This is a genomic window from Methylobacterium sp. BI1, from assembly GCF_056680125.1.
This window is the reverse complement of record NZ_CM155267.1, coordinates 3,147,793-3,166,249: the sequence shown is the minus strand read 5'-3', so window position 1 is coordinate 3,166,249 and position 18,457 is coordinate 3,147,793. Positions and strand designations below refer to the sequence as shown.

Here is an 18,457-nt window from a genome sequence, read left to right as displayed (position 1 = left end):
GCGCTGAAGTCGATCCGCGCAATTTTATCGATTCGCCGGCGCGATTGGGGCTCTCGCGCGACAGGCCGAACACGCCGTCTCGCCGATGGCGCGAAACGGCGCGGTTCCGCCAACGGGTCGGTAACCGTGCTCGGAGAGGGGGCGTTCGGGACGAGGCGCGGGCGGGTCCGCCGTGACACCCGGGAGCGCCCTTGCTATGCCGCGGCCTGGGCGAGGGGGCGGAGCGTTCCCCGCGGGACGGACGTCCCCGCCGAGCCCCGGACACGGAATTTTACGGCACCATGAACATCTTCGCCACCTTCGAGGCCCGCGTGCGCGGCGCCGTGCAGGCCCTCATCCAGGCCGGGCAGCTGCCCGAGGGGCTCGACCTCGCCCGCGTGGTGGTGGAGCCTCCGCGCGACGCGAGCCACGGCGACCTGGCCACCAATGCCGCGCTGGTGCTGGCCAAGGAGGCGAAGACCAATCCCAAGGCGCTGGGCGAGACCCTGGCCGCGGCCCTGCGCGCCGACCCCGACGTGACGGAGGCGAGCGTCGCCGGCCCCGGCTTCATCAACCTCCGGCTGGCCCCCGGCACCTTCCACGCCGTCGTCCGGGCGGCCCTCGCCGAGGGCGAAGCCTACGGGCGCGGCGCCATGCCGGGGGGGCGGGTCAACATCGAGTACGTCTCGGCCAATCCCACGGGTCCGATGCATGTGGGCCACGGGCGCGGCGCGGTGTTCGGCGATGCCCTGGCCAACCTCCTGGTAGCGGCCGGGCGCGACGTGACGCGGGAATACTACATCAACGATGCCGGCGCGCAGGTCGACGTGCTCGCCCGCTCGGCCTTCCTGCGCTACCGGGAGGCCCTGGGCGAGACGGTCGGCCCGGTGCCGGAAGGGCTCTATCCGGGCGACTACCTCGTGCCGGTGGGCGCCCGGTTGGCCGAAATCCATGGCCGTGCCCTCCTCGACCAGCCGGAGACGGAGTGGCTGCCGACGGTGCGGGCCTTCGCCATCGCGGCGATGATGGACCTGATCCGGGACGACCTCGCCCGCCTCGGCATCCATCACGACGTGTTCTTCTCCGAAGCCACCCTCAAGGCGGAGGTGCCCGTCCTGCTGGCGGAGCTTCGCCAGAAGGGTCTCGTCTACGAGGGACGCCTGCCGCCGCCCAAGGGGCAGCTGCCCGAGGACTGGGAGGATCGTGAGCAGACCCTGTTCCGCACCGTGGAGTTCGGCGACGACGTGGACCGGCCCCTGCTGAAGTCGGATGGGTCCTTCACCTACTTCGCCTCCGACATCGCCTATCACCGGACCAAGATCGCCCGGGGCGCCACGGACCTCATCGACGTGCTCGGCGCCGACCATGGCGGCTACGTCAAGCGCATGCAGGCCGCCGTGAAGGCGGTCAGTGACGGCCGCGCCACCCTCGACGTGAAGCTGTGCCAGCTCGTGCGGCTGCTACGCGCGGGCGAGCCCGTGAAGATGTCGAAGCGCGCCGGCGAGTTCATCACTTTGCACGAGGTCGTCGACGAGGTCGGGCGCGATCCGGTGCGCTTCATGATGCTCTACCGGAAGAACGACGCAACCCTCGACTTCGACCTCGCCAAGGTGGTGGAGCAGTCGAAGGAGAATCCGGTCTTCTACGTGCAATACGCCCATGCGCGCTGCGTCTCGGTGTTCCGCCAGGCCGCGCAGGCGATGCCGGGCGAGGATCTGTCCCGGGCCGGGCTCCTGGGCGAGGCCGACCTGTCGCGGCTCACCGATCCGGGCGAGGTCGAGATCATGCGACTGATCGCGCAGTACCCGCGCGTCATCGAGGCGGCGGCGAGCGCCCATGAACCGCATCGAGTGGCGTTCTACCTTTATGAACTCGCCTCGTCGCTGCACGGTTTATGGAACAAAGGCAAAGACTTGCCGCAATTACGGTTTATTAATCCTGACGACCGAAACTCCACACGGGCTCGATTGGCCCTCGTTGAGGCGTTGCGGGGCGTTGTCGCCTCCGGCCTCGCGGTGTTGGGCGTCACCGCGCCGGACGAAATGCGGTGAGGTGATCTCGGCGTGAAGAGGGATGCTGCCATGACGACGAACGCTTCGCGGGCGACGGTCGATTTCGACGCTTTTGCGCGGGATCTGCAGCAGCCTCCGGCGCCGGCCCAGGCACCCGTCCAGGGTGTCGCACCCGTTCAGGCCCCGGCCGCGGCCAAGGCCGACCCCCTGGCCGAACTCGCCCGCATCGTCGGGCAGGACGATCCCTTCCGTGCCCTGCTCCAGGCCCGCGATTCCCGTGCCGATGCGGCCGCGCGGGGCCGGATCGAGCCGAGCTTCGGCGAGGGCCCCGTCCAGGGCCGCCCGGCCCCGGCCCATCAGACCCATGGGCATGCGCAAACCGCCGTGTACGCCCAGGCGCCCGCGCATCAGTCCGCTCAGCAGCCGGTCTCGCCCACGGACGCCTTCGACCAGTATCTCGCCTCCGTCGATCACGGTGCCTATGCCGATTCGCAGGGCGCCTATCCGGATCCCAACGCGGCCGAATTCGCACCCAACGACGCCGATGACCGTGTCCGCGCCCTGGAGCGGCCGCGCAAGCGCAGCCGCCTCGTCTCGGTGGGCGCCGGCCTCAGCGTCGTCGCCCTCTGCGTCACCGGCGCCCTGGCCTGGCGCGGCCTTCACGGCCAGTCCGGCAACGGCGGCGGCGTCCCCACCATCCTGGCCGACACCGCGCCCCTGAAGATCGCGCCGCAGAAGTCCGACGGGGTCGAGATCCCGGACCAGAACAAGCAGATCTACGAGCGCACCGCCAAGGACGGCCAGATCCGCATCGTCAACCGCGAGGAGCAGCCCCTCGACGTGGCCCAGGCCGCCCGCGCGGCCCTCGGGACCGGCGAGGGGGGAGCGACCCCGGGCAGCGCCGCTCCGGCATCGGCGCCGCAGCCGGCCCAGCAGGGCGGCCTCGGCGATTCCCTCGGCGAGCCCCGTCGGGTCCGCACGGTCTCGGTGAAACCCGATACCCCTCCGCCGCCGCCGCAGCGCGAGGCGTCCGCCGAGGCGACGACACCGTCGGTGATCCCGACCATGACCCTGCCGGGCGCCACCAGCGACGGCGCCGCCGCCAGCCCGTCCCTGCGCCAGCGCGCGACCCGTCTGCCGCCGCCGGTGGCGACGACCCCGGTGGCCGAGGCGCCTGCCGCGACCACCCCGGAGCCCGCGCCGGCCCCCGCTCCGCGCGTCAAGGCGCCCCAGCGCGTGGCCGCCGTGGCCCCGGAGGCGACCTCTGCCATCGCCGCCCCGCCGCCCGTCGCGGCAGCGCCGGCCGCGGTCTCCGCGGGCGGTGGCGGCTACGCCGTCCAGCTCGGCGTCCGCACCAGCGAGAGCGAGGCCCAGGCCGCCTTCCGCCAGATGCAGGGCAAGTACAGCCAGCTTTCCGGCCAGCCGGCCCTGATCCGTCAGGCCGAGGTCAACGGCAAGACGATCTACCGCGTCCGCGTCGGGCCCCTCGGCAGGACCGAGGCGAGCAGCCTGTGCACCCAGCTCCAGGGTGCCGGCGGCCAGTGCTTCGTGGCCAAGAACTGAGGCCCGGCCGGAGACGCGGGCGGAACCGGGAACGCGGGAAGAGCCGGGCACCAGCGCGCGCCCGGGTCGCTCGACTGTCTTGCCAGCGCGGCACCTTCGGGGCGGAGATCCCGCCCTGTGTCCACCGCGCCACGCCCGCATCCTCCCGTGCGCGCCCCATTCCGTTCGACGTTTTCCGGCCGCATCCTGCCCCGATTGGCGTGGTGTCGATTCGTCGCCGAACCTTTTCGACCGTCGTCCCGCCCCGCCGGCCCAATCCACCGAGCCAATCCACCGAGGATGCGTCCCCGATCATGACCTCCCGTGCCCTGATCCTCGGCTGCGCCGGCAAGACCCTCTCGGCGCAGGAGGCCGCCTTCTTCCGGGACGTGGCGCCCTGGGGCTTCATCCTGTTCAAGCGTAACATCGGGACGCCGGACGAGGTCCAGGCGCTGACCGACGCCCTGCGCGATACGGTCGGCTGCGCCGACGCCCCGATCCTTATCGACCAGGAGGGCGGCCGGGTGCAGCGCATGGGACCGCCGCACTGGCCGGCTTATCCGGCAGGGCGTCGCTTCCGCGGGCTCAACGGTTCGGCCGCGGCGATCGCACATCTGGGCGCCCGGCTGATGGCCCATGACCTCGCCAGCGTCGGCATCAACGTCGACTGCGCCCCGGTTCTCGACGTGCCGGTGGCCGGCGCCCACGACGTGATCGGCGACCGCGCCTACGACACCACCCCCGAGCGCGTGGCCGAGATCGGCCGGGCCGTGGCGGAGGGCCTGATGCAGGGCGGGGTGCTGCCCGTGATGAAACACATCCCCGGCCACGGCCGTGCCGGGTGCGACAGCCACAAGGGCCTGCCGGTGGTAGAGGCGGACCTCGCCACCCTCGGCGCCCAGGATTTCGTCCCCTTCCGGGCGCTGGCCGACCTGCCGATGGCCATGAGCGCCCACGTGGTGCTCACCGCCCTCGATCCCGCCCATCCGGCGACGCAGTCGGCCACCGTGATTCGCGACATCATCCGCGGCGCCATCGGTTTCGACGGCTTGCTGATGACCGACGACCTCTCGATGCACGCCCTCCAGGGCACGTTCCGGGCCCGGACCGAGGCCTGCTTCGACGCCGGGATCGATGTCGGCCTGCACTGCAACGGCGATCCGGACGAGATGCGGGGCGTCGCCGAGGGCGCCCCCGCCCTGGCCGGCGCCGCCCTGCGCCGCGCCGAGGCCGCGCTGGCCCGTCTGCCCGCCGGACCCGACGCCTTCGACGTGCACGAGGCCCGTGCCCGCTTCGCGGCGGCCCTGTCGATGGCCGCCTGAGTTCTCTGTTGCCTGAATTCTTGATTGCCTGAGTTCTCGGTTGCTCGAGTTCCTGGCAGGTTGAGTTCCCGCGCGCCTCGCCGGATGAGGCGACAACGGCGTGCGGCTGGTCTATGAACCGGCGGTGGGCCGGAAATTTGCATGCCCGCGATGCGGCGATCGGAACGGAGCGAGAGTCACCCGCACTTCTTGTGCTCGGGGTGCCCGATCCTTAGGTTCGCCCTCAATCGACACACGAGACGGCGCCGCGCAGCATTCAGGCTGTGGCGCGGGAGGTTGCCATGGGCAGCATGAGTATCTGGCACTGGATCATCGTCGCCGGCATCGTGATGCTGCTGTTCGGCCGCGGGAAGATTTCGGACCTGATGGGCGACGTCGCCAAGGGCATCAAGGCCTTCAAGAAGGGCATGGCCGAGGACGAGACTGCGACCACCACGGCCGTGCCGCCGCCGAGCGCGGGTGAGCCGGTGCGGACGCTGCCCCATCAGGGGGAGCCTGCCACTGCCAACACGGTATCGGCCGACCGCAAGGTCATCTGATCCGCCGCGCGAGAATGAGGCGCTGCGGCCGATCGTCGGTCTGGCGCACGGCGCCGCGACCTGCCATGGGCAGCGCGCCGTGGATGGGCGGCGCACGGTCGCGGGACAGTCGACACCATGTTTGACATGAGTTGGGGCGAGGTGATGCTGATCGGCGGCGTTGCCCTCATCGTCATCGGTCCGAAGGATCTGCCGAAGGCCCTGCGCACGGTCGGCCAGATCACGGGTAAGATGCGTCGCATGGCCGGCGAGTTCCAATCGCAGTTCAACGAGGCGATCCGCGAGGCGGAGTTCGACGAGATCCGTCGCGAGGTGGACGGGGTCAAGCGTTCGGCGAGTACGATGGGGCCGACTTTCAACCCGGTGCAGACCATCCGCGACGAACTGAAGGGCGCCGTCGACGGCCGGCCCGAGACGAAGACCACCCCTTCGCCGACCCAGGGCCTCGCCAACGTCGCCGACCAGCTGGCCGAGCGCGACACGACGATGCCGGCCCCTCCTGCGCCGATGCCGTCCGAACCCCTGCCATCCACGACATCCCCGCCCGAGCCCGTTCGACACGTGCCCGGGCCCGTGGAGGCGCTCCCCGACCTGCCGGCCCGACCGGCCCCGGAGGCGCCCGCTCCGACCGCGACCCATGCCTGGACCGCCGAACCGCTGCCCGCCACCCCCGACCCGACTTCCAGCGCGTCGCCTCGCTCCGAGACGCCGGCCAAACCCCAGCTTGATTCCGGCCGATGATCAACGAGACCGACGAAGCCGAGATCGAAGCCTCGCGGGCCCCGCTCCTCGACCATCTCATCGAATTGCGGTCGCGGCTGATCAAGTCGCTGGCCGCTTTCGTTGTGATGTTCTTCGGGTGCTTCTTCTTCTCGCGGCACATCTACAACATCCTCGTCTACCCCTACGTCTCCGTAGTGGGGGTCGAGAACGCCAAGCTGATCGCGACGCACTTCCTCGAACAGGTGTTCACCAACATCAAGCTCAGCGTGTTCGGGGCCGGCTTCCTGGCCTTCCCGGTCATCGCCACGCAGATCTACGCCTTCGTGGCCCCGGGCCTCTACCGCAACGAGCGCCAGGCGTTCCTGCCGTACCTCATCGCCACGCCGATCTTCTTCATCCTCGGCGCCCTGGTGGTGTTCTTCCTGGCGATGCCGCTGCTGATCCAGTTCTCGGTCTCGCTGCAGCAGATCGGGCAGCCGGGCGAGGCGACGATCGCGCTCCTGCCGAAGGTGGACGAGTACCTCTCGCTCATCATGACGCTGATCTTCGCCTTCGGCATCGCTTTCCAGTTGCCGGTGATCCTGACCCTGCTCGGGCAGATCGGCGTGATCGATACGGCGTTCCTGCGCGAGAAGCGCCGCTACGCCATCGTCATGGTCTTCGTGGCCGCCGCCGTCCTGACGCCGCCGGACGTGATCTCGCAGCTCTCCCTCGCCATCCCCATGCTGCTGCTCTACGAGGCCTCGATCTTCTCGGTGGCCCGCGTCGAGCGCCGCCGGGCCGCCCAGCGCAAGGCCGAGGGGCTCGACCCGTAAGGCCCCGGCCCTACGAGGCCTCGGCCGTCAGGGCCGAGGCGACAGGCGCGGCCGGATCACGCCAGCGGTTCAGCTCGGTGTCGATCGCCCCTTGCGTGCCGCGCATGAACTCGGCGCCGCTCAGGCCCGGGGGCAGGGGCGGAAGGTAGCTCACCGTCACGGCGCCTGGGCTGTGGCGGGCTCCCCCATGTGGCCAGTACAGGCCCGAATTCACCGCCACCGGCAGCACCGGCAGGCCGAGCTTGGCATAGAGCAGCTCGACCCCGCGCTTGAACTGGACCGGTTCGGCGATGCCGCCGCGGGTGCCTTCCGGGAACATCAGCACCGAGCGCCCCTGCGCGATCGCCGCGCGGCTCTCGTCGATCATCACCCGCAGGGCTTGGGTGCCGTTGGCCCGGTCGATGATGATCATCGGTGAGCGGCGCAGGAACCAGCCGACGATGGGGATCGCCACCAGTTCCCGTTTGGCCACGATCGCGACGTTGGGCACCAGCACGAGGAAGGCCAGGGTCTCCCAGGCGGACTGGTGGTTGGCCACGATGAGGCAGGGCTCGGCCGGGATGCGGGCGCGGCCCTCCTCGACGTAGGTGAGCCCGACGATGCGGGCGAGGCCGAACAGGATGCCCCGCGACCAGAGGCGCGTGAAGGCGCGGATGGGCCGCGCCGGCGCGCCCAGCAGGGCGAGCACCGCCAGCGGCACGATGAACAGGGCGGTCCAGGCGGCCCAGTAGGCGTTGAAGAGCGCGGAACGGATGCGCGACACGTGACGATCCCTCGATCTCGCCCCGGGCGCGATCCCTCGCGGATCAGCAGCCCCAGGCGCGGTATTTCCCCGGCGACGGCGGCGGCGATCCGGTCTATGCCGGCCCGCCGCGCCGACGCGCGCACGATCCTTTAAACATTTTCCAGTTTCACGCGAGCCGAACGCCGTGCGCCTCACCGTCACCACCTGGAACATCAACTCGGTGCGCCTGCGCATCGATTCGGTCCTGCGCTTCCTCGCCGAGGCCCAGCCGGACGTGCTCTGCCTGCAGGAGACGAAGTGCCCGGACGACGCGTTTCCCCTGAAGGCCCTGCGGGGCTCCGGCTACGAGCACGTCGTGTTCGCCGGGCAGAAGGGCTATAACGGCGTCGCGATCCTCTCGCGCTTTCCGCTCCTCACGCGCGACGTGATGGCATTCTGCAAGCGCCAGGACGCGCGTCACATCTCGGCGGTGCTCGGCCCGGAAGCCGGGAAGGCAGCCGGGATCGTACTGCACGATTTCTACGTGCCGGCAGGCGGCGACGTGCCCGACCGCGGCCTCAACCCGAAATTCGCGCACAAGCTCGACTTCCTCGACGAACTGCGCGCCTGGGGCGGCCGGCGGGTCACGGGTCCGGCGATCCTGGTCGGCGACCTCAACGTGGCGCCCCTGGAACACGATGTCTGGTCGCACAAGCAACTCCTCGACGTGGTGAGCCACACCCCCATCGAGACCGAGCGGCTCGAGACCCTGCGGGGCGAGGCCGGCTGGGTCGATGCCGCCCGTCTGCTCGTGCCGGAGCCGACGAAGATCTACACGTGGTGGAGCTACCGCTCCCCGGACTGGGCGGCGGCCGACAAGGGCCGGCGCCTCGACCATGCCTGGGTCTCCCCCGACCTCGCCGACACGGTGCGGGACATGACGGTCGCCCGCCACGTTCGGGGCTGGGAGCGCCCCTCCGACCACGCGCCGGTGACGCTGACCCTCGAACTCTGAGGCCTGTCACCGGCCGGTCATGCGCGAGGCGTAGGGGCGGCGTCCATCATCCCCGATGGACAGCCCGAGAGCCCGCATGAATCCCGCAGCACGGGCGGTCCGCCGCGAAACCAGCCTTGGCCTGACCCAGGCCGTGCATCGCAGCCGCGCCCTGTCCCGCGCCGGCCTGTCCGAGCGACTGTTCACCCTGGCCTTCAGCGGGCTGGTCTATCCCCAGATCTGGGAGGATCCGGCGGTCGACCTGGAAGCGCTGGCCCTGGGGCCGGAGGACCACGTCGTCGCCATCGCGTCGGGCAGCTGTAACGTCCTGTCCTACCTCACCGCCGATCCGGCGCGGATCAGCGCGGTCGATCTCAACGGCGCGCACATCGCCCTGGGGCGCCTCAAGCTCGCGGCCCTGACCCGGCTGCCCGATTCGGCGGCCTACCTGCGCTTCTTCGGACGGGCCGACACGGCCGACAACATCGCCGCCTACGACGCGCGGATCGCGCCCCACCTCGACGCCACCGCGCGCGCCTACTGGGAGGCCCATCGCCTCGACGGGCGCCGGCGCATCGCGGCCTTCTCGAAGAACGTCTTCCGCCACGGCCTGCTCGGGCGCTTCATCGGGATCGGCCATCGGCTGGCCCGGCTCTACGGCTGCGACCTCTCCGCCGTTCTCAGGGCCCGCGACCGCACCGAACAGCGCAGCCTGTTCGCGGCCCACGTGGCCCCCCTGTTCGAGAAGCGCCTGGTGCGCTGGCTGATCCGGCACCCGGCCTCCCTCTACGGCCTCGGAATCCCCCCGGCCCAGTATCGGGCCCTCGCCCAGGACCATCCGGGCGGCATGGTCGACGTGCTGCGCCATCGCCTGGAGCGTCTCGCCTGCGATTTCGACCTCGCCGACAACTACTTCGCCTGGCAGGCCTTCGGCCGTGGCTACGCCCCGGGTCCCGACGCCGCCCTGCCGCCCTACCTGCAGCCGCGCCACTTCGAGACCCTGCGGGCCCGGTCCGGACGCGTGAGCTACCGCCAGCAATCGATGACGGCCTTCCTGGCCGCCAGCCCGGACCGGAGCGCGGACGCCTACGTGCTCCTCGACGCGCAGGACTGGATGAGCGACGCCGACCTGACCGCCCTGTGGACCGAGATCACCCGCACCGCCCGCCCGGGCGCACGGGTCATCTTCCGCACGGCCGCCGACGAGCGCTGCCTGCCGGGCCGGATACCGGACGGAATCCTAGAAGCCTGGGACTATGCCGAGGCCGAGAGTCGCGTGGGGCAGGCCCGCGACCGCTCGGCCATCTACGGCGGCTTCCATCTCTACCGCCGGCGGGCCGCGTGAGCGACGCGGCACAGGCGATGGACCGGATGTACCGGCGCCAGCGCCACCTCTACGACGCCAGCCGCAAGTTCTATCTCCTCGGGCGCGACCGGCTCATCGCGGACCTCGCCGTGCCGGCGGGCGGCGCGGTGCTGGAGATCGGCTGCGGCACCGGGCGCAACCTCGTGCGCATCGCCCGAACCTACCCGGAGGCCGCCTGCCACGGCCTCGACGTCTCGGCGGCGATGCTCGCCACGGCTGCCCGGAGCGTCGCCCGCGCCAAGCTCGAGCCCCGCATTCGCCTCGCCCGCGGGGATGCCACGGCCTTCGATCCTGAGGCCCTGTTCGGGCGGCCACGCTTCGACCGGATCGTGATCTCCTACGCCCTGTCGATGATCCCGCCCTGGGAGCGGGTGCTGGCCGAGGCCGCCGGACACCTCGCGCCGGGCGGACAGCTCCACGTGGTGGATTTCGGCGATCAGGCGGGCCTGCCGCGGGCCGCCCGCAGCCTCCTCGCCCGATGGCTCGCGGCCTTCGCGGTGACGCCGCGCACGGACCTGCCGCGGGCGATCACGGCGGTAGCCTCCGCCCTGGACGCCGAGGCGCGGGTGCACCAACGCTTCCGCGGCTACTGCGTGCAGGCGGTGATCACGCGCTGAGGCGGGGCAGGACGCTCCCGACGGCCATCGCAGGCGGCGAATGATTCAGCCGGCTCCGGAACGCCCGGGCGCGACGCGGCATTGGGTTTCCGACGCGGCGGCTTCCAGGCCGCCGACCCCAACCGGAGGTCTCCCCATGCGCAAGCTCCTCGTCGCCTTCCTGCTCCCGAAGCTCGTCTCCTATCTGCGCCGGCGCTATTCCGGCCGTCCGAGCCCGCGCCACTACTCCTGAGTGTCAGCGCGCCGGGACCGCTTGCAGGCCCGGCGCGCGCATCCGGCGCTGCCGCGCTGCCCGTCGGCCGTAGCCGAAATAGATCGCCAGCCCCACGACGAGCCATAGGGCGAGGCGCAGCCAGGTGTCCCCGGGTAGCCCGAGCATCAGCCCGAGGCAGGACAGGATGCCGAGGACCGGCACGACCGGCATGCCCGGCACCCGGAAGGGGCGAGGGCGCCCCGGATCCGTCCGGCGCAGCACCAGGACGGCGGTGCAGATCACCAGGAAGGCGAAGAGGGTGCCAATGCTCACCAGTTCGCCGAGGAGGTCGATCGGAACCAGCCCCGCCACCAGGGCCGTCACCGCACCGATCGTGACCTGGCTGATGGCCGGCGTACGGAAGCGCGGATGCACCCGCGCGAAGGCCGGCGGCAGCAGACCGTCGCGCGCCATGGCGTAGAAGATCCGCGCCTGACCGTAGAGGGCGGCGAGGGCCGCCGTGGTCAGGCCGAGGATCGCCCCGATCTTGATCGCCACCGCGAAGGCCCCGAAGCCGATCGCCTCCACCGCCTTGGCGATGGGATCGGGCACGTCCAGGGCCTTGTAGGGGACGAGGCCGGTGAGCACCGCCGCCACCGCCACGTAGAGCACCGTGCTGATCGCCAGCGACCCGAGGAGCCCGATCGGTGCATCGCGCTGGGGGCGGCGCGTCTCGCCCGCCGCCGTCGAGATCGTCTCGAAGCCGATGAAGGCGAAGAACACCACGCCGGCCCCGCGCAACACGCCGCTCCAGCCGAACGCGCCGAAGGTGCCGGTGTTCTCCGGCACCAGGGGGGACCACAGCCCCACATCCACGTGGGCGGCACCCACCCCGACGAAGGCCAGGATGATCGCGACCTTGATCACCACCATCACGGCGTTCACCCGGGTCGATTCGCGGTTGCCGCGCACGAGGAGCAGGGTCAGCAGGCCGATGATGGCCGCCGCCGGCAGGTCGAACCACGCAATGGCGCCGCCTGGCAGGGGGGTGAAGGGCGCCGCCGAGAGGACCGGAGGCAGGTGCAGGCCGGCATTGCCGAGGAGCGAGCGGGTATAGCCCGACCAGCCCACCGCCACGGTCGCTGCGCTCATCGCGTATTCGAGGACCAAGTCCCAGCCGATGATCCAGGCGCAGGCCTCACCCAGGGTTGCATAGGCATAGGTGTAGGTGCTGCCCGGGGCCGGCACCATCGCGGCGAGCTCGGCATAGCAGAGCGCGACGAACCCGCAGGCTATGCCGCCGAGCACGAAGGACAGGGTCAGGCCCGGGCCGGCATAGTTCGCCGCGGCCGTGCCGGTGAGGACGAAGATGCCCGCCCCGATGGTGGCTCCGACCCCGAGGGCGACGAGGTCGAAGGCCGAGAGCGAGCGCGGCAGGCGTGAGGTCCCCTCGCCCTCGGCGTCGGCCGCCAGGATGTCGGCGACGGATTTGCGCGCGGTGAGGCTGTTGCCCGTCATCGGCCGGACCTTCGCATGGCGGTGAATCGCGTGCCAGTCGGCGCAAGTCCCGGGCCAGGCAGCGGGTGCCGAGCCCTCGACGAGCCCTTGTCGCGGAGTTCACGCCAGCATCGCGCTTCCCCGCCTGGCGGCAACCTGCCCGTGTTGTCAGGACCGGACCTCGGTGGTAGATCTCGCACGACATCAAGAGTCGGGGCGATCCCTGACGCCAACCTGCTCTCCCGGGCAAGGTGGCACCCTCCGGCGATCGGCGGGGATGTGGCCGGACCGGCAACCAAACGGGCTTCGCCATATCTCTGCTCGGCCGGCCGCTGCACTCCTGATGCGGACCTTGGCCAGACGAGAGCGACCCATGTCCCCCGAGCCCCAGCAATTCGCGAGCGACAACTACGCCGGCATCTGCCCCGAGGCCTGGGCCGCCATGGACTCGGCCAATTGCGGCTCGGTGCCGGCGTACGGCGAGGACCCGTGGACGAAGCGGGCGGCCGACGCCTTCAGGACCCTGTTCGAGACGGACGCCGCCGACGTCTTCTTCGCCTTCAACGGGACGGCCGCCAATGCCCTGGCGCTCGCCTCGCTCTGCCAATCCTATCACAGCGTCATTTGCTCGGCCTCGGCCCATGTTGAGACCGACGAGTGCGGCGCGCCCGAGTTCTTCTCCAACGGCTCGAAGCTGCTCGTGGTGGCGAGCCCCGACGGCAAGCTCGACCCGGCCCTGATCCGAAGCGTCGCCACCGGTCGCTCGGACATCCATTTCCCCAAGCCCCGGGTCGTGACGATCACCCAGCCCACCGAGACCGGCCAGCTCTACAGCCTCGCCGAGATCCGGGCGATCGCCGCCACCTGCCGGGATCTGGGCCTGCGCCTCCACATGGACGGGGCGCGCTTCGCCAATGCCTGCGCCAGCCTCGACTGCAGCCCCGCCGACATGACTTGGAAGGCCGGCGTCGACCTCCTCTGCTTCGGCGGCACCAAGAACGGCATGGCGGCGGGCGAGGCGATCCTGTTCTTCGATTCCGCCCTGGCGGAGGATTTCGGGTACCGCTGCAAGCAGGCGGGCCAACTCGCCTCGAAGATGCGCTTCCTCTCGGCCCCCTGGGTCGGCGTGCTGGAGGGCGGGGCCTGGCTGCGCCACGCGGCCCACGCCAATGCCTGCGCCCGGCGCCTCTCCGCCGCCGTCGCGGACGTGAGCGCCTTCACCCTGATGTTCCCGGTGGCGGCCAACGCGGTGTTTCTGCGCGCCGCGCCCGAGCATCTCGAGGCCCTGCGCGCCCGGGGCTGGCGCTTCTACACCTTCATCGGCGGGGGTGCCCGATTCATGTTCGCCTGGGATTCGGATCCCGCCCGGATCGACGCCCTGGCCAGGGACATCCGCGCGGTGGCCGGCACCGAGGCCGCCGCGGCCTGAGCACGCCCTCCCCGAAGTCTCTCCGCCGAGCCGCGACACCCCGAGGGCTGGCGTCGGGGCGGGTTTCGTGTATGGTCCGCGCCGCTCCGACCCGTGCGAACGGGGCCGGGGCACAAGCTGCTTGTGGGCCTGACCGTGCTGGACGACATCCCGGCACCGGCCTTCCACGAGCGTGGCGCGGCCCTCGCGACGAGGCCGCCCTTTCCGAAAACCCGTACCGAAAGGCACTGCGATGTCGATCACGGCAGAGCGCAAGACCGCGCTCATCAAGGAATACGCGACCGGCGGCAAGGACACCGGCTCTCCGGAGGTCCAGGTGGCGATCCTCACCGAGCGGATCACCAACCTGACCGGCCACTTCAAGACCCACGGCAAGGACAACCATTCCCGCCGCGGCCTCCTGAAGATGGTCTCGCAGCGCCGCTCGCTGCTCGACTACGTCAAGCGCAAGGACGAGGCCCGCTACCGCAGCCTCATCGAGCGTCTCGGCATCCGCCGCTAAGCACGGCACTCCCACGCGGTTCCGGGCCCGGCCCGGGGCCGCGTTTTGACAGTTCGGGCGGCCGGAATGGGTCCGGCCACTCGAAGACCCGGGCGACTTGAAGGCGGATGCGTCGGGGACAGGATCGCGGGGGGCGCGGCGTGCGGCGCCCCCCGCCATCTTGCCCCTGACGGCGCCGGGTTCGCCCGACCGCAGGAAGGCTAGACATATGTTCGATATTCAACGCGAAGAGCTGATGTGGGGCGACCGCAAGCTCGTCCTCGAGACGGGCAAGGTCGCCCGCCAGGCCGACGGCGCCGTGATGGCGACCTACGGCGAGACCTCGGTGCTCGCCACCGTCGTGTCCGCTAAGGAGCCCAAGGCCGGCATCGACTTCTTGCCGCTGACCGTAAACTACCAGGAGCGCGCCTACGCCGCCGGCCGCATCCCCGGCGGGTACTTCAAGCGCGAAGGCCGTCCGTCCGAGAAGGAGACCCTGGTCTCCCGCCTGATCGACCGCCCGATCCGCCCCCTCTTCGTCGAGGGCTGGCGCAACGACACCCAGGTCGTCGTCACCGTCCTGACCCACGACCTCGAGAACGATCCCGACATCCTCGCGATGGTCGCGGCCTCCGCCGCCCTGACCCTGTCGGGCGTGCCCTTCATGGGCCCGATCGGCGCCGCCCGCGTCGGCTACACCAACGGCCAGTACACTCTGAACCCGCATGTGGCCGACCTCGAAGCCTCGACCCTCGACCTCGTCGTCGCCGGCACCCAGGACGCCGTCCTGATGGTCGAGTCGGAGGCCAAGGAGCTCGGCGAGGAGGTCATGCTCGGCGCCGTGATGTTCGGCCACAAGCATTTCCAGCCGGTCATCGAGGCGATCATCCGCCTCGCCGAGAAGGCCGCCAAGGAGCCGCGCAACTTCTCCGCCCCCGAGAACGGCGACGTGGAAGCGGCCGTGCTCGAGGTCTGCGAGGCCGACCTGCGCGCCGCCTACAAGAACACCGTCAAGCAGGAGCGCTACGCCGCCGTCGACGCCGTCAAGGCGAAGGTGATGGCCGCCCTCTGCCCCGCCGAGGGCGAGGCCCGCTTCCCGGCCGAGAAGGTCAAGGCCGCGTTCAAGGAAGCGCAGTCGAAGGTCGTGCGCTGGAACATCCTCGACACCGGCTCGCGCATCGACGGCCGTGACGTCCGCACCGTGCGCCCGATCGAGTCCCAGGTCGGCGTGCTGCCCCGCGCCCACGGCTCCTCGCTGTTCACCCGCGGCGAGACCCAGGCCCTCGTGGTCGCCACCCTCGGCACCGGCGAGGATGAGCAGTTCATCGACGCGCTGGAAGGCACCTACAAGGAGACCTTCCTGCTGCACTACAACTTCCCCCCCTACTCGGTGGGCGAGACCGGCCGTATGGGCTCCCCGGGCCGTCGCGAGATCGGCCACGGCAAGCTCGCCTGGCGCGCCATTCACCCCGTGCTGCCGCCGGCCCACGAATTCCCGTACACGATCCGCGTCGTGTCCGAGATCACCGAGTCGAACGGCTCCTCCTCGATGGCCTCCGTCTGCGGCGCATCGCTGTCGCTGATGGATGCCGGCGTGCCGCTGCGCCGTCCGGTGGCGGGCATCGCCATGGGCCTCATCCTCGAGGGTGAGCGCTACGCCGTGCTGTCCGACATCCTCGGCGACGAGGATCACCTCGGCGACATGGACTTCAAGGTGGCGGGTACCGAGTCCGGCATCACCTCGCTGCAGATGGACATCAAGATCGCCGGCATCACCGAGGAGATCATGAAGGTCGCCCTGCACCAGGCGCAGGAAGGCCGCGTCCACATCCTCGGCGAGATGTCGAAGGCGCTCACCGATGCCCGTCCCGAGCTCGGCGAGTACGCGCCGCGCATCGAGACCATGCAGATCCCCACCGACAAGATCCGGGAAGTGATCGGCACCGGCGGCAAGGTGATCCGCGAGATCGTCGAGAAGACCGGCGCCAAGATCAACATCGACGACACCGGCACGGTGAAGATCGCCTCCAGCGACGGCAAGGCCATCAAGGCCGCCTACAACTGGATCCGCTCGATCGTGGCGGAAGCCGAGCCGGGCATGATCTATGACGGCACCGTCGTGAAGACGATGGAGTTCGGCGCTTTCGTGAACTTCTTCGGCGCCAAGGACGGTCTTGTCCACATCTCGGAGCTCGCCGCTCAGCGGGTCGCCAAGGTGACGGACGTCGTCAAGGAGGGCCAGAAGGTCAAGGTGAAGTTCCTCGGTCAGGACGACCGCGGCAAGATCCGCCTCTCGATGAAGGTCGTCGACCAGGAGACCGGCGAGGACATCACCGAGAAGCTCAAGGCCGAGCGCAATGCCGAGCAGGACCGCGCCCGCGGACCTCGCCAGGAGGCGTAAGCTGCAGGCAACTCCCGGCCGGGTGCGCGAGCGCCCGGCCGAACGGTCGAAACGAGAAGAGCGCGGTCCCATCGGGGCCGCGCTCTTCTCGTTTCGGAAGCGGTGAAATCCGCGATCGGCCGAGGGTCAGGCCGCACGCTCCAGCAGGTGCGCGATCAGCGCCGCGGCGGCGCTGTCCGGATCGCGATCGTTCCAGATCGTGCATTCGGCCACGATCGGGACGATGCGGTCGAGGCGCGTGCGCAGATCACCGTCCTCGGGCCGGGCGCGGGTGGCAAGACGCTGGGCCAGCACCTCGGGGGCCGCCGTGACGGCGACGACACCGACATCCGGCAGGGTCTCGCGGGCCTGCGCCACGATGCGCCGGGAAACGTTGCAGATCACCACCCGTCCCGCCCGCGCCTGATCCAGGGTCTCGCCGGGAATCGCGTAGCCGAGGCCGTGCGCCCGCCAGTGCAGGGCGTAGGCGCCGGCGGCGGCGCCTGCGGCGAAGGCCGCCTCCGTGAGGGCGACGTTGTCCTCGTGGGCCGAGGGGGCCCGGGTGACGAGGCGGCGCGGGAAGACGAAGCGCGGGTCGTGGCCGAGCGCATCCCGCGCCAGCCGCAGCAGGGTGTCCTTGCCGGCCCCGCTCGGGCCGACCACGAGAACGAAACCGCCCGGCATCACACCACCCGCTCGCCGGCGCGCCAGACCTGACGCACCACCGGCACGCCCCGGGCGAGGCGGACGCGGACGAGGTCGGCGCGCAGGCCGGGCTCCAGCCGGCCGCGATCGGTCAGGCCCGTCGCGCGGGCGGGGTTCGCCGTCACGGTGGCGATGGCGTCCGGCAGGGCGATGCCGGGGACGCGCTCGGGCAGCCCGAAGGCCGCCATCAGCAGGCTCGCCGGCACGTAGTCCGAGGACAGGATGCTGAGGGTGCCGGCCTCCGCCAGGGTGTGGGCGGCGACGTTGCCCGAATGCGAGCCGCCCCGGATCAGGTTGGGCGCCCCCATCATCACGGTGATGCCGGCCGCGTGCGAGGCCTCGGCCGCCTCCACGGTGGTGGGGAATTCGGCGAGCACCACCGATTCATCCCGCGACAGCGCGACATCCGCCAGGGTGGTGTCGTCGTGGCTGGCCAGCGGGATGCTGAGGGCGTGGGCGAGGGATACCAGGGCGGGCCGGTTCACGGCGTTGAGGGCGCGGCCGTCGCGCATCTTGCGGGCGGTGCTGAGCTTTATCTCCTCGAGGGAGCGGCCGCCGCGCCCGGCATACACGTAGTACTTGTCGACGTCACGGAACTGGCGCTGGCCCGGCGTGTGGTCCATCAGCGACAGCAGGCCGATGGGATAGCGCCCGGCGAAGGCGTGCACGGTGTCGACCACGTCGGGGGAGGGAATCTCGCAGCGCAGGTGCGTCCGGTGCTCGGCCCGGAACAGGCCGGCCTCCCCGGCCTCGGCCAGGGCGGCGGCGAGCAGCTCCAGCTCCGTGCCGAGGCCGCTGCCGTCCGGGTCGGTGCCGGCGCGCAGCGAATCGAACACCGTGGTGATGCCCGACGCCGCGATCTGGGCGTCGTAGGCCAGCACCGCCCCGAGGGGATGCCAGCGCACGCCGGGGCGCGGGGCGTAGTGGCTCTCCAGGTGGTCGGTGTGGAGTTCGACGAGGCCCGGGATGACGGTGTCGCCGGCGCAGTCGAGGCCGCGCTCGGGGGCACGTCCGCTGCCGATCTCGGCGATGCGCCCGTCGACTACGGCGAGCCAGCCCGCCTCGACCCGGTCGGGCAGGACCAGGCGCGCGTTCTCGAGGATCTCGACCCGGTCCGTCATGCCCGCCCTGTCCCCCGC

General features: G+C 70.9%; 16 protein-coding genes and 1 riboswitch. Of the genes, 12 read left to right on the top strand and 4 right to left on the bottom strand.

All coding sequences use genetic code 11. The features are described from left to right. Positions 1-281 precede the first annotated feature (281 nt). The 6 genes from argS to tatC all read left to right on the top strand — a co-directional run bounded on the left by argS (position 282) and on the right by tatC (position 6,932). Positions 282-2,030 carry an arginine--tRNA ligase gene (gene argS / locus AC1MGR_RS14900; RefSeq protein WP_480232102.1) on the top strand — a complete coding sequence of 583 codons (1,749 nt, stop codon included), beginning with the start codon at positions 282-284 and terminating at the stop codon, positions 2,028-2,030. Between the two features lie 30 nt (positions 2,031-2,060). After that, positions 2,061-3,554 carry an SPOR domain-containing protein gene (locus AC1MGR_RS14895; RefSeq protein WP_480232101.1) on the top strand — a complete coding sequence of 498 codons (1,494 nt, stop codon included), beginning with the start codon at positions 2,061-2,063 and terminating at the stop codon, positions 3,552-3,554. A 293-nt stretch (positions 3,555-3,847) separates the two neighbouring features. Continuing rightward, positions 3,848-4,855 carry a beta-N-acetylhexosaminidase gene (gene nagZ / locus AC1MGR_RS14890; RefSeq protein WP_480232100.1) on the top strand — a complete coding sequence of 336 codons (1,008 nt, stop codon included), beginning with the start codon at positions 3,848-3,850 and terminating at the stop codon, positions 4,853-4,855. A 281-nt stretch (positions 4,856-5,136) separates the two neighbouring features. After that, on the top strand, positions 5,137-5,394 hold the full coding sequence (locus AC1MGR_RS14885; protein WP_480232099.1) for a twin-arginine translocase TatA/TatE family subunit: 258 nt from the start codon (positions 5,137-5,139) through the stop codon (positions 5,392-5,394). A 117-nt stretch (positions 5,395-5,511) separates the two neighbouring features. Further along, positions 5,512-6,135 carry a Sec-independent protein translocase protein TatB gene (gene tatB / locus AC1MGR_RS14880; RefSeq protein ID WP_108040104.1) on the top strand — a complete coding sequence of 208 codons (624 nt, stop codon included), beginning with the start codon at positions 5,512-5,514 and terminating at the stop codon, positions 6,133-6,135. Next, positions 6,132-6,932 carry a twin-arginine translocase subunit TatC gene (tatC, locus tag AC1MGR_RS14875; RefSeq protein ID WP_480232098.1) on the top strand — a complete coding sequence of 267 codons (801 nt, stop codon included), beginning with the start codon at positions 6,132-6,134 and terminating at the stop codon, positions 6,930-6,932. The genes tatB and tatC overlap by 4 nt, the downstream gene beginning before the upstream one ends. Before the next feature lie 10 nt (positions 6,933-6,942). Here the strand turns inward: tatC and AC1MGR_RS14870 are convergent, their stop codons facing one another. After that, positions 6,943-7,695: a lysophospholipid acyltransferase family protein gene (locus AC1MGR_RS14870; RefSeq protein ID WP_480232097.1), complete on the bottom strand. Its 753-nt coding sequence runs from the start codon at positions 7,693-7,695 to the stop codon at positions 6,943-6,945. A gap of 166 nt (positions 7,696-7,861) precedes the next feature. Between AC1MGR_RS14870 and xth the strand changes: the two genes are divergently transcribed. The 3 genes from xth to AC1MGR_RS14855 all read left to right on the top strand — a co-directional run bounded on the left by xth (position 7,862) and on the right by AC1MGR_RS14855 (position 10,633). Continuing rightward, positions 7,862-8,671, top strand: a complete 810-nt coding sequence (xth, locus tag AC1MGR_RS14865; RefSeq protein ID WP_480232096.1) for an exodeoxyribonuclease III — start codon at positions 7,862-7,864, stop codon at positions 8,669-8,671. Between the two features lie 76 nt (positions 8,672-8,747). Further along, positions 8,748-9,995: a BtaA family protein gene (locus AC1MGR_RS14860; RefSeq protein WP_480232095.1), complete on the top strand. Its 1,248-nt coding sequence runs from the start codon at positions 8,748-8,750 to the stop codon at positions 9,993-9,995. 26 nt (positions 9,996-10,021) lie between these two features. Continuing rightward, positions 10,022-10,633 (top strand): class I SAM-dependent methyltransferase, encoded by a 612-nt coding sequence (locus AC1MGR_RS14855; protein ID WP_480234807.1) that lies wholly within the window; start codon positions 10,022-10,024, stop codon positions 10,631-10,633. A gap of 235 nt (positions 10,634-10,868) precedes the next feature. Here the strand turns inward: AC1MGR_RS14855 and AC1MGR_RS14850 are convergent, their stop codons facing one another. Further along, the gene (locus AC1MGR_RS14850; protein WP_480232094.1) at positions 10,869-12,344 is read right to left on the bottom strand and encodes an amino acid permease; all 1,476 of its coding nucleotides are present in this window, start codon (positions 12,342-12,344) and stop codon (positions 10,869-10,871) included. A 175-nt stretch (positions 12,345-12,519) separates the two neighbouring features. Then, positions 12,520-12,632, top strand: a riboswitch (SAM-I-IV-variant riboswitch). Positions 12,633-12,696: 64 nt separating this feature from the next. Here AC1MGR_RS14850 and AC1MGR_RS14845 point away from each other — a divergent pair. The 3 genes from AC1MGR_RS14845 (at position 12,697) to pnp (ending at position 16,634) form a co-directional block, all read left to right on the top strand. Then, positions 12,697-13,752 carry a threonine aldolase family protein gene (locus tag AC1MGR_RS14845; RefSeq protein WP_480232093.1) on the top strand — a complete coding sequence of 352 codons (1,056 nt, stop codon included), beginning with the start codon at positions 12,697-12,699 and terminating at the stop codon, positions 13,750-13,752. A 232-nt stretch (positions 13,753-13,984) separates the two neighbouring features. Next, a complete protein-coding gene (gene rpsO / locus AC1MGR_RS14840; RefSeq protein ID WP_055950756.1) occupies positions 13,985-14,254 on the top strand; it encodes a 30S ribosomal protein S15 in 270 nt (89 codons plus the stop codon). A gap of 208 nt (positions 14,255-14,462) precedes the next feature. After that, a complete protein-coding gene (gene pnp, locus AC1MGR_RS14835) occupies positions 14,463-16,634 on the top strand; it encodes a polyribonucleotide nucleotidyltransferase (protein WP_480232092.1) in 2,172 nt (723 codons plus the stop codon). 126 nt (positions 16,635-16,760) lie between these two features. On the opposite strand, the gene phnN is transcribed toward pnp, so the two are convergent. Both phnN and AC1MGR_RS14825 read right to left on the bottom strand, forming a co-directional pair. Next, positions 16,761-17,297, bottom strand: a complete 537-nt coding sequence (gene phnN, locus AC1MGR_RS14830) for a phosphonate metabolism protein/1,5-bisphosphokinase (PRPP-forming) PhnN (RefSeq protein ID WP_480232091.1) — start codon at positions 17,295-17,297, stop codon at positions 16,761-16,763. Next, the gene (locus tag AC1MGR_RS14825) at positions 17,297-18,439 is read right to left on the bottom strand and encodes an alpha-D-ribose 1-methylphosphonate 5-triphosphate diphosphatase (RefSeq protein ID WP_480234806.1); all 1,143 of its coding nucleotides are present in this window, start codon (positions 18,437-18,439) and stop codon (positions 17,297-17,299) included. The genes phnN and AC1MGR_RS14825 overlap by 1 nt, the downstream gene beginning before the upstream one ends. Positions 18,440-18,457 lie beyond the last annotated feature (18 nt).

Coding starts and splice junctions, on each gene's coding strand:
- argS (WP_480232102.1), top strand. CDS start 282: ATGAACATCTTCGCCACCTTCGAGGCCCGCGTGCGCGGCGCCGTGCAG.
- AC1MGR_RS14895 (WP_480232101.1), top strand. CDS start 2,061: ATGACGACGAACGCTTCGCGGGCGACGGTCGATTTCGACGCTTTTGCG.
- nagZ (WP_480232100.1), top strand. CDS start 3,848: ATGACCTCCCGTGCCCTGATCCTCGGCTGCGCCGGCAAGACCCTCTCG.
- AC1MGR_RS14885 (WP_480232099.1), top strand. CDS start 5,137: ATGGGCAGCATGAGTATCTGGCACTGGATCATCGTCGCCGGCATCGTG.
- tatB (WP_108040104.1), top strand. CDS start 5,512: ATGTTTGACATGAGTTGGGGCGAGGTGATGCTGATCGGCGGCGTTGCC.
- tatC (WP_480232098.1), top strand. CDS start 6,132: ATGATCAACGAGACCGACGAAGCCGAGATCGAAGCCTCGCGGGCCCCG.
- AC1MGR_RS14860 (WP_480232095.1), top strand. CDS start 8,748: ATGAATCCCGCAGCACGGGCGGTCCGCCGCGAAACCAGCCTTGGCCTG.
- AC1MGR_RS14855 (WP_480234807.1), top strand. CDS start 10,022: ATGTACCGGCGCCAGCGCCACCTCTACGACGCCAGCCGCAAGTTCTAT.
- AC1MGR_RS14850 (WP_480232094.1), bottom strand. CDS start 12,344: ATGACGGGCAACAGCCTCACCGCGCGCAAATCCGTCGCCGACATCCTG.
- AC1MGR_RS14845 (WP_480232093.1), top strand. CDS start 12,697: ATGTCCCCCGAGCCCCAGCAATTCGCGAGCGACAACTACGCCGGCATC.
- rpsO (WP_055950756.1), top strand. CDS start 13,985: ATGTCGATCACGGCAGAGCGCAAGACCGCGCTCATCAAGGAATACGCG.
- pnp (WP_480232092.1), top strand. CDS start 14,463: ATGTTCGATATTCAACGCGAAGAGCTGATGTGGGGCGACCGCAAGCTC.
- phnN (WP_480232091.1), bottom strand. CDS start 17,297: ATGCCGGGCGGTTTCGTTCTCGTGGTCGGCCCGAGCGGGGCCGGCAAG.
- AC1MGR_RS14825 (WP_480234806.1), bottom strand. CDS start 18,439: ATGACGGACCGGGTCGAGATCCTCGAGAACGCGCGCCTGGTCCTGCCC.